Here is a 9,481-nt window from a genome sequence, read left to right on the forward strand (position 1 = left end):
GTCAACCGCTGGGCGGTTGCGATGGCCTACCTGACCGACGTTTTCGCCGCACGGACCCTGGTGTCGTTGGGACTCTCGACACAAGGCGACGCCGAATTCTCAACCAGCGAAGGCATTCCGCTACCGAAGACGGAGTGAGGAGCGGATGGTCGGGAATAGTGGACCTTGCGCGCACCGGCGGCAGTCGAGCGGTACCGTTCCGGCTTGGACGTGGGCATCAACGCGAGTTAGGTTCCGTCGATGAAGTTTGTGGTGGCAGGCTACGGTGGCCGCGGCGATGTTGAGCCCTGCGTCGCCGTCAGTCGAGAGTTGCTGCGCCTGGGGCACGACGTGCGCATGGCGGTCCCACCGAACATGCTGGGCTTCATCGAATCGGCGGGGCTTGCTGGGGTCGCCTACGGGCCGGACTCGCGCGAGGAAATGAACCCGGCCTCGGATTTGGTCCGCAACATGATGCCGAAGATGCGCAACCCGCTCAGCGTCGTGCCCGAAGTCATCGAACACGTCACTCAGGTCAAGGCGGAAAAGGGTGCGACGCTGGCGGCGCTGGCAGAGGGGGCCGACCTGGTATTGGCGGGCTTCAACGAGCAGGGGCTGGCCGCCAATGTCGCGGAGTACCACGGCGTTCCGGTGGCTGCGCTGCACCCCTTCCCCGAGCGGATGTGGTCATCGAACTGGCTGTTTTCGCGAATGACGAAGGTCGCGGAAGACGCGCAACGCCGCGCGCTGGGCTTGCCGGAGGCAACCGAACCGTCGGCGCGATCGCTGGACATCCAGGCCTACGACAAGCTCTGCCTGCCCGAGGTGGCCACCCAGTGGACCCAAGAAGACGAGCGACAGCCCTTCGTCGGGGCGCTCACGTTGGAGCTACCGACCGATGCCGACGAGGAGGTGTTGTCGTGGATCGCCGCGGGAACGCCGCCGATCTACTTCGGTCTGGGCAGTACGCCGATCACACCTTCCGCTGACATCGGCGCCATCATCAGCACGGCCTGCGCGCAGTTAGGCGAGCGGGTGTTGATCTGCTCGGGGCCCAATGACTTTACCCACGTCGAGCATTTCGACCACGTCAAGGTTGTGCCCGCGATCAACCACGCGGCTATCTTTCCGGCCTGCCGCGCGGTCGTCCACCACGGCGGCGCCGGCACCACGGCGGCCGGGCTGCGGGCCGGGATCCCCACCCTGATCCTTTGGCTCTGGCTCGATCAGCCGCTCTGGGCAGCCGGCGTCCAAGGACTGGAAGTCGGCTTTGGACGGCGCTTTTCGGAAACCACCGCGGAAACACTGGTCGCCGACCTACGCTGCGTCCTCGCCCCGCGATACGTCGCTCAAGCCCGTGCGGTCGCCACCCAGATGACTAAAGCTGCCGAAAGTCTGGCCAGGGCAAGCAATCTCCTAGAAGACACCGCCCGGCGCGGGCGCATGGTCAGGCTCCACCGATGAAATTTGTGGTGGCAGGCTATGGAAGTCGCGGCGATGTGGAGCCCTGCATCGCCGTCGGTCGGGAGCTGCTGCGCCGAGGTCACGACGTGCGGCTGGCCGTTACTGTCCCGCCTGAGCTGGTTGACTTCATCGAGTCCGCGGGGCTAACTGCGGTTCCCTACGGCCGGGACTGGCAAGCGCAGCTGCGCGACGAGGGTTTCGTCCGCATGATCCAGAATCCACTGAGCGCGATCCACGAAGCTATCGAATATGTTGGCCAGGTCGCAGCGGAGAAGACCGCGACGTTGATATCGTTGACAGATGGGGCCGACCTGCTATTGGCAGGCATAACCGAGCAGGGGCTGGCCGCCAATGTCGCTGAGTATTACGGCATTCCGCTGGCTGCGCTGCACTCCTTCCCGTCGCAGATTTTAGAGCTCGGGTCGCAGCGTGGGAGCGCGGCGAAGCAGGCTGAACATGCCCAACGCCGGGCACTAGGTTTACCGGAGGCAACTGGGCCCTCGACACGATCGATGGTGGAACACGAATCGCTGGAGATCCAGGCTTACGACGAGTTCTGCTTACCCGGCCCGGCAGCTGAATGGGTGGAATCAGATGGCCGACGGCCCTTCGTCGGGGCGCTGACGCTGGAGTTGCCGACGGCCGCCGACGAGGAGGTCTTGTCGTGGATTGCGGCGGGACCGCCGCCGATCTACTTCGGCTTTGGCAGCATGCCGATCGCATACCCCGCTGACACGGTCGCCGCGATCAGCGCGGCCTGCGCGCTGTTAGGCGAGCGGGCGTTGATCTGCTCGGGGCCGAATGATTTCACCCACGTCCCGAATGCCGAGCACGTCAAGGTTGTGGATGTCGTCGGCCAAGCGGCCGTCTTTCCGGCCTGCCGCGCGGTCGTCCATCATGGGGGCGCCGGCACCACGGCCGCAGGCCTGCGCGCCGGGATCCCCACTCTTATCCTCTGGAACGGGCTCGATCAGCCGCTCTGGGCGGCCGGTGTCGAACAGCTGAAAGTCGGTCTTGCGCGGCGCTTTTCAGAGTCTACCGGGGAATCGCTGGTCGCTGACCTCCGCTTAATCCTCACCCCGCAATATGCCAGTCGAGCCCATGAGGTCGCCACCCAGATGACCAAACCTGCCGAAAGCCTCGCTCGCACCGCCGATCTCCTAGAAGACGCCGCGCGCCAGGCTCGCGAAGGCTGAACCCTCGGATGGTTCGATTTGCGCCCGGTAGTGGACCGCATGCCGTGGCCGGATGTGAAAGGCAAGCGCTCACCTCGAACACACCGCCGGTCGGAGACGCGAAGCCTGACCGACGACTCACCCCGATAGCCCGTCGAACCGCACTTGGCGCATCGGCCGGGTTTCGATGGCGTTGATCGTCAACGTGCGGCGGGCGAACCGCCATCCGGCATCGGTCCGCAGATACTCGTCGTCGTAGCGCAGATGCCACACCACATCGGTCAGCTGATCCCCGTGTTGGGTCCAGTGATGCGCGACGCAGGCGATGCGCCCGCGGGCATTGTCGAGGTGCGGACCGGCGTCGTAGACCTCGCCGACGATCGCGTGCTCGGTGCGGATAGTCGCGGCGACGGCGGCGATCGCGGCGCCGACCGCGGCATGACCGCGGTGTCGATGGACTGCGGTTAGGTCGTCCGGCGGGTCGGGCACCAACAGCTCGGCCGTCTCGGTGAAAAGTTCTGTGACACGGTCAAATTGCCGCTCGTCGACGCCGGCGGCGTACCGGTGCACCAGGTCGACGAGAGCGGCCCGGTCGGTTGCGTCGAGTATCACGGCGTCAGCGAAAGACGTTGCGCGCAGGCCCATAATTCGTCCTTGGCCTGCTCGAGGTCGGTGATCGGGGGCAGGGCCAACACTAGCCGGTCGGCACCCTGCGCGGCGAGCCTCTCGGCGCGTTCGGCGTCAATCTTTGTTACCGAATGTCCCAACGAGACTTCGATGTCGGCCGGATCGCGCCCGGCAGCCGCTGCCACGTCATGCATCAGCGTCAACAGGCCGTCCAACTGCGCGCCGGTCACACCTAAGGGCTGGAAGCCGTCACCGAAGCGTCCGGCCCGTCGAGCAGCTGCTTTGCTGTGGCCACCGATGTGTATCGGAAGATGCTGTCCGGCAACGGGTTTAGGACTGCAGACCACGTTCTCGAACTGAAAGAACTCGCCATGATGGGTGACGCCCTGTTGCCGGTCATCCCAAAGTGCCCGTAACACCGCTAACTGCTCGTCGGCGCGCCGCCCACGACTTTCGAATTCGGTGCCGCATGCTTCGATCTCTTCCCGCAGCCAGCCGACGCCGACGCACAGCCGAAGCCTTCCGCCGGACAGCACATCGACGGTCGCCGCTCGTTTGGCCAGCACCACCGGATGATGGTTGGGCAGCACCAGAACTCCGGTGGCCAACCCGAGTCGGTCGGTATGGCCGGCCAAAAACGACAGCAGGTCGAGCGGGTCGGGGACCGGGCAGTCGGCCGCCAACTCGACCCGCCCCGAGCGGTCATACGGGTAGACGCTGTCGTATCGAGTGGCCAACACGGTGTGCTCGACGGCGATGATCGATTCGAACCCGCACGCCTCGAGATGGCGCGCGAAGGCCACCATCCACCGCGGGTCTGCGGTGACCCCGGCGGCGACCGGGGCGACGACGCCGAACTTCAAGACGCTCATGGCAGAGGCAAAGCTAACAGGTGGTTTGGGTGGTGCTGACGGCTGTCTCAGCGCGCATCGCTTCGGCCAGGGCGATCGCCCTGGGGTTGGTGAACACGTCCTCGAGCAGCACCGGCTGACCGTCGGGGCCGCTCAGCGGAACCCGCCAATTGGGATACTCGTCGGTCGTGCCCGGCTGGTTCTGAGTCCGCCGATCTCCGACCGCGTCGGTCAAGGCGACGCCCAGCAGCCGCGACGGCGTTCGGCCCAAGTACTGGTACAGGGCCAAAATGGTGTGCTCGACGTCGGCGTGCTTGGCCAGCAGGCCGACGTGGCGCAGCTCGGCGATCCAGGCCGCCCGCTCGGTTTTCGCGGCGGCGAGCTCCTCGTCGACGGGTCGCGTCAACAAGCCAAGCGAATCCCGCAGGCGCACATGTTCGTCGGCCAGATAACCGGCGGTCGGTGGCAGGTCGTGGGTGGTCACCGACGACAGGCAGTACTCTCGCCAGCGCTCGGCCGGCAGCGGGCCGCGACTGGTGGCGCCGCCGTCGCGGTTTAGCTCGAACCACAGTATCGACGTGCCGAGCACACCGCGGTCGCGCAGATAATCACGGACCCACGGTTCGACAGTGCCGAGATCTTCGCCCACTACCAGCGCCGCGGCGCGGTATGCCTCCAGCGCGACGATGCCGATCATCGCCTCGTGGTCGTAACGCACATACGTGCCTTGAGTGGGCGTTACGCCTTGGGGAATCCACCACAGCCGGAACAGCCCGATGATGTGGTCGATGCGCACCCCGCCGGCGTGCCGCAGCACGGTGCGGATCAGCGCGCGCAACGGCTGATACTCCTGCTCCTCGAGCCGATCCGGGCGCCACGGCGGCTGCGACCAGTCCTGGCCTAACTGGTTGAACTCATCCGGCGGCGCACCCGCGGTGACCCCGAGCGCCAAGACGTCCTGTAACGCCCAGGAGTCGGCCCCGTTGGGGTGCACGCCGACGGCGAGGTCGTGCATGACGCCCAGCGACATCCCGGCCGCCACCGCTTGCGTTTGCGCGGCGGCGAGTTGTTCGTCGAGCTGCCATTGCAACCAGCGGTGGAAATCCACCGCCTTGGCACGCTCGGCGACGAACTCGGCGACACCGTCGGCGCCGGGATGCTGCAGCGATCCGGGCCACTGATGCCAGTCGCCGCCGTATTCCTCGGCCAGCGCACACCAGGTGGCGAAGTCGTCGAGGGCTGTACCTTCCCGGGCGCAGAAAGCGGCATACGCCAGTTCGCGACCCGCGGTGCGCGGGACCCGATAAACCAGGTCCAAAGCCGCCCGCTTGGCTGTCCATGCCGTGTCGCGGTCGATGGCGTCGACCGATTTTGCGTGGCGCTGCACGTCGTCGCGTAATCGCCACACCCGGCGACGTTTACGAAGGTAGGCGAATTCCGGGATGGCCTCGACGCGCAGGTAAAGCGGGTTGACGAAGCGCCGCGACGTCGGCAGGTACGGCGACGGCTCCATCGGCTTGGTTGGCGCGGCCGCGTGTAGCGGGTTGACCAGCACATAACCGGCGCCGTGCGCGGAAGCCGACCAGACCGCAAGGTCGGTCAGGTCGGTAAGGTCACCGACACCCCAGGACTGTCGGGACCGGACACTATATAGCTGGGTGGCCAGCCCCCAGGCCCGACGACCGCCCAGCCGCTCCGGCAGTCCCAGCCAGCCCGGTGTCACGATCAGCGCCGCACTGGCCTGCTGCGCCCCGGAACGCAGATGCACCCGGTGATAACCGAGTGGCAGATCGCCGGGCAGCACGAAGCTGGCCTCACCGACCGAGCGCCCGTCGAGGTCAAACGGCGCGGCGAAATTGTCGACCTGGCGAATCCCGGCGCGGACCGTCCCGTCCTCGAGCTGCACCCACACTTCGGCGGGATGACCATGGGTCACATGTACCCAGAACGAAGTCTGGGTACCGGCACGTCCAAGGATGGTGGGCGGCAATGAACGCGACCAGTACGCGCGATTATGTGCGGTCAGCGCCGCGCCGCGCTGCAGCTCGGTGCCGGCGGCCACGCCGAGCGCGGCGAGGACGGCCACCAGGGTGCTTTCCGGGACACTGATCCGGCGACCGCTCCAGTCCTCATAGTCTGTGGCGATTCCAAACCGCCGGGCGAGTTCGACCAACGAGGGCGCCAGCTGAGCCATGCCGCCATCTTGCTTAATCAGATGACCAAAATGCGACCCGAGTGTTCACCTCACGGCAATTTTTTCGGGGACCCGAGTTTGCTAATCGCCGTACGATGCGCAGTGAAGTTTTCATCGATTCCCCCACTACTGATGGCAGGTGACAGCACTGTGGCGCAGACCACTCCCGGCACGGCCGTTAACACGCCCGATGCCCATCCGCTCGCGTGGCGAGCTGGCCTAGGGTGCCCTACGGTTATCCCTGTGAATCGTGGGACTATGCAGTCTCCAGCCCTTCCGTCTGCTTGGAGCGTGATCAACCGTGGCTGATTCGAACGGCGGCAAGGGAAGTTCTGGCTATGGCCTGGGACTTTCCACCCGGACGCAGGTAACCGGTTACCAATTCTTGGCGCGCCGTACCGCCATGGCGTTGACCCGCTGGCGGGTCCGGATGGAGATCGAGCCGGGTCGGCGTCAAACGCTGGCCGTGGTGGCGTCGGTGTCCGCCGCGGCGGTGATTTGCCTGGGCGCGCTGCTGTGGTCCTTCATCAACCCGTCAGGGCAGATGAACGAGTCGCCGATCATCGCCGACCGCGATTCCGGCTCACTCTATGTGAAGGTCGGCGACAAGTTGTACCCGGCGCTGAATCTGGCATCGGCCCGGCTGATCGCTGGGCGGCCGGATAACCCGCACAAAGTGCGGTCGAGTCAGATCGCCGAGCAGCCGCACGGACCGCTGGTGGGTATCCCCGGCGCGCCGTCGGAGTTTTCCCCGACCAGCCCCGCGTCGTCGTCGTGGCTGGTGTGCGACTCGGTAACGTCGATGGCGGGCGTGGGAGCGCCGTCACCGGTGACCGTCACCGTGATCGACGGAACGCCCGACCTGTCGAATCACCGACACGTGTTGAGCGGGTCGGACGCGGTGGTGCTGCGCTACGACAAGGACACCTGGGTGATCCGGCAGGGACGCCGGTCACGCATCGATGCGTCGAACCGGGCGGTGCTGTTGCCGCTGGGTTTGACCCCGGAGAACGTCAACCAGGCGCGGCCGATGAGCCGGGCACTGTTCGACTCCCTGCCGGTAGGCCCCGCGCTGGCGGTGCCGAAGGTGCCAGACGCAGGTAAGCCGGCCGGCTTCGCCAACGCACCGGGACCGGTGGGAACCGTGATTGTGACACCGCAAATCAGTGGGCCGCAACAGTATTCGGTGGTGCTGGCCGACGGTGTGCAAACCGTGACGGCGGTCGTCGCCCAGATCCTGCAGAACGCAGGTACCCCGGCCGGCAATGCGCCGGTGGTGGTGGCGCCGGCGTCATTGGCGAAGATGCCGGTGGTCAACGGGCTGGATTTGTCGGCCTATCCGGACGGGCCGCTGAACGTGCAGGATATCCGTGACAACCCGGCGACCTGCTGGTGGTGGGAGAAAACCGCCGGTGAAGAGCGCGCCCGTACCCAGGTGATCTCCGGGCCGACGATCCCGGTGAAGGCCAGCGACACCCAAAAAGTGGTATCGCTGGTGAAGGCCGACAACTCCGGCCGCGAAGCCGATCGAGTCTTTTTCGGACCCACCTACGCGAACTTCGTATCCGTCACCGGGAACGACCCGGGGTCGGAGACATCAGAATCACTATGGTGGCTCTCGAGTTCCGGCGTCCGTTTCGGCGTGGACAACTCACGTGATGCTCGCTCGGCGCTCGGATTGACAACGCAGCCGAGCCCAGCGCCCTGGGTGGCGCTGCGGCTACTGGCACCGGGCCCAGCCCTCTCGCGCGCCGATGCGCTGGTGCGCCATGACACCCTTCCGACCGATATGAGCCCAGCAGAATTGGCGGTACCGAAGTGAAACAAGGTTTTGCACGCCCCACGCCCGAGCGCGCACCAGCGGTTAGGCCGGAGAACATTGTCCTACCGACGCCGCTGAGTGTGCCGCCGCCCGAAGGCAAGCCGTGGTGGCTGATTGTGGTCGGCGTCCTGGTGGTCGGCCTGCTGGTTGGCATGGTCGGCATGACGGTCGCCAACGGCTCGCGGATGTTCCTGGGCGCCGGGTCGATCTTCCCGATCTTTATGATCGGCGGCGTCGCGATGATGATGTTCGGCGGTCGCTTCGGCGGCCAGCAGCAGATGAGCCGGCCCAAGCTGGACGCGATGCGCGCCCAGTTCATGCTGATGCTCGACATGCTGCGCGAGACCGCGAACGAGTCCGCCGACAGCATGGACGCCAACTACCGCTGGTTCCACCCGGAGCCGACGACGTTGGCGGCAGCGGTCGGATCGTCCCGGATGTGGGAACGCAAGCCGGACGGCAAGGACCTCAACTTCGGAGTCGCCAGGATCGGTGTGGGCATGACCCGGCCGGAGGTGACCTGGGGCGAGCCGCAGAACATGCCGACCGATATCGAGCTGGAGCCGGTGACCGGTAAGGCACTGCAGGAGTTTGGCCGCTACCAGAGCGTGGTTTACAACCTGCCCAAGATGGTGTCGCTGCTTGTTGAGCCCTGGTATGCGCTGGACGGCAATCGCGACCAGGTGATGGGGCTGATGCGCGCGATCATCTGCCAGCTGGCCTACTCACACGGGCCGGACCACATCCAGATGATCGTTGTCACTTCCGATCTCGCGAAATGGGACTGGGTCAAGTGGTTGCCGCACTTCGGTGATCCGCGCCGTCGCGACGCAGCCGGCAATGCGCGGATGGTGTACGGGTCGGTGCGTGAGTTCGCCGCCGACCAGGCCGAATTGTTCGCCGGCCGTGGGTCTTTCACTCCGCGGCACGCAAGCTCGTCGGCGGAGACACCGACACCGCACCACGTGATCATCGCCGATGTCGACGACCCGCAATGGGAATACGTCATCAGCGTCGACGGCGTTGACGGCGTCACGTTCTTTGACTTGACCGGCTCTGCGCTGTGGACCGGTAACCCGGAGCGGGTGCTGAAGTTCACCAACGACGTCGGGGTGATCGAGGCGCTGCCCCGTGACCGCGACACCTGGATGGTGATCGACGACAACAGGTGGTTCTTCGCTCTGGCCGACTATGTGGCCGAGCCGGAGGCCGAGCAGTTCTCGCAGCGCATGGCGCACTGGCGACTGGCTGAGGCCTACGAGGAGATCGGCCAGCGGGTAGCTCAGATCGGCGCCCGAGACATCCTGTCCTACTACGGGATTGAAGATCCAGCCGAGATCGACTTCGAGTCGTTGTGGGGCAACCGGCG

6 protein-coding genes and 2 pseudogenes are annotated in these 9,481 nt (G+C 65.9%); 5 read left to right on the forward strand and 3 right to left on the reverse strand.

Features of this window, described 5'->3' with window-relative positions; all coding sequences use genetic code 11:
• From WAN71_RS27785 to WAN71_RS27795, 3 genes and pseudogenes are all read left to right on the forward strand, one after another.
• Positions 1-138: pseudogene (locus tag WAN71_RS27785) on the forward strand (NAD(P)/FAD-dependent oxidoreductase); the annotation flags it as partial.
• 102 nt (positions 139-240) lie between these two features.
• Positions 241-1,443 (forward strand): glycosyltransferase, encoded by a 1,203-nt coding sequence (locus WAN71_RS27790; protein WP_422228405.1) that lies wholly within the window; start codon positions 241-243, stop codon positions 1,441-1,443.
• Positions 1,440-2,639, forward strand: a complete 1,200-nt coding sequence (locus WAN71_RS27795) for a glycosyltransferase (RefSeq protein ID WP_422228406.1) — start codon at positions 1,440-1,442, stop codon at positions 2,637-2,639. Before WAN71_RS27790 ends, WAN71_RS27795 begins: the two co-directional genes overlap by 4 nt.
• Before the next feature lie 117 nt (positions 2,640-2,756).
• On the opposite strand, the gene WAN71_RS27800 is transcribed toward WAN71_RS27795, so the two are convergent.
• From WAN71_RS27800 to malQ, 3 genes are read right to left on the reverse strand one after another with little or no spacing between them, the layout of a single operon-like run.
• Positions 2,757-3,230 carry a nuclear transport factor 2 family protein gene (locus tag WAN71_RS27800; protein ID WP_422228407.1) on the reverse strand — a complete coding sequence of 158 codons (474 nt, stop codon included), beginning with the start codon at positions 3,228-3,230 and terminating at the stop codon, positions 2,757-2,759.
• Positions 3,227-4,108 carry an LLM class F420-dependent oxidoreductase gene (locus tag WAN71_RS27805; protein ID WP_422228410.1) on the reverse strand — a complete coding sequence of 294 codons (882 nt, stop codon included), beginning with the start codon at positions 4,106-4,108 and terminating at the stop codon, positions 3,227-3,229. The genes WAN71_RS27800 and WAN71_RS27805 overlap by 4 nt, the downstream gene beginning before the upstream one ends.
• 22 nt (positions 4,109-4,130) lie before the next feature.
• On the reverse strand, positions 4,131-6,290 hold the full coding sequence (malQ, locus tag WAN71_RS27810; RefSeq protein ID WP_422228408.1) for a 4-alpha-glucanotransferase: 2,160 nt from the start codon (positions 6,288-6,290) through the stop codon (positions 4,131-4,133).
• Between the two features lie 301 nt (positions 6,291-6,591).
• Here malQ and eccB point away from each other — a divergent pair, with 301 nt between their 5' ends.
• Entirely contained in the window at positions 6,592-8,112 is a 1,521-nt protein-coding gene (eccB, locus tag WAN71_RS27815) for a type VII secretion protein EccB (RefSeq protein WP_422228409.1), read from the forward strand.
• Positions 8,109-9,481, forward strand: a pseudogene (locus tag WAN71_RS27820) (type VII secretion protein EccC); the annotation flags it as partial. The gene eccB and the pseudogene WAN71_RS27820, both read left to right, overlap by 4 nt.

The organism is Mycobacterium sp., from assembly GCF_049280035.1.
Classification (GTDB): domain Bacteria; phylum Actinomycetota; class Actinomycetes; order Mycobacteriales; family Mycobacteriaceae; genus Mycobacterium.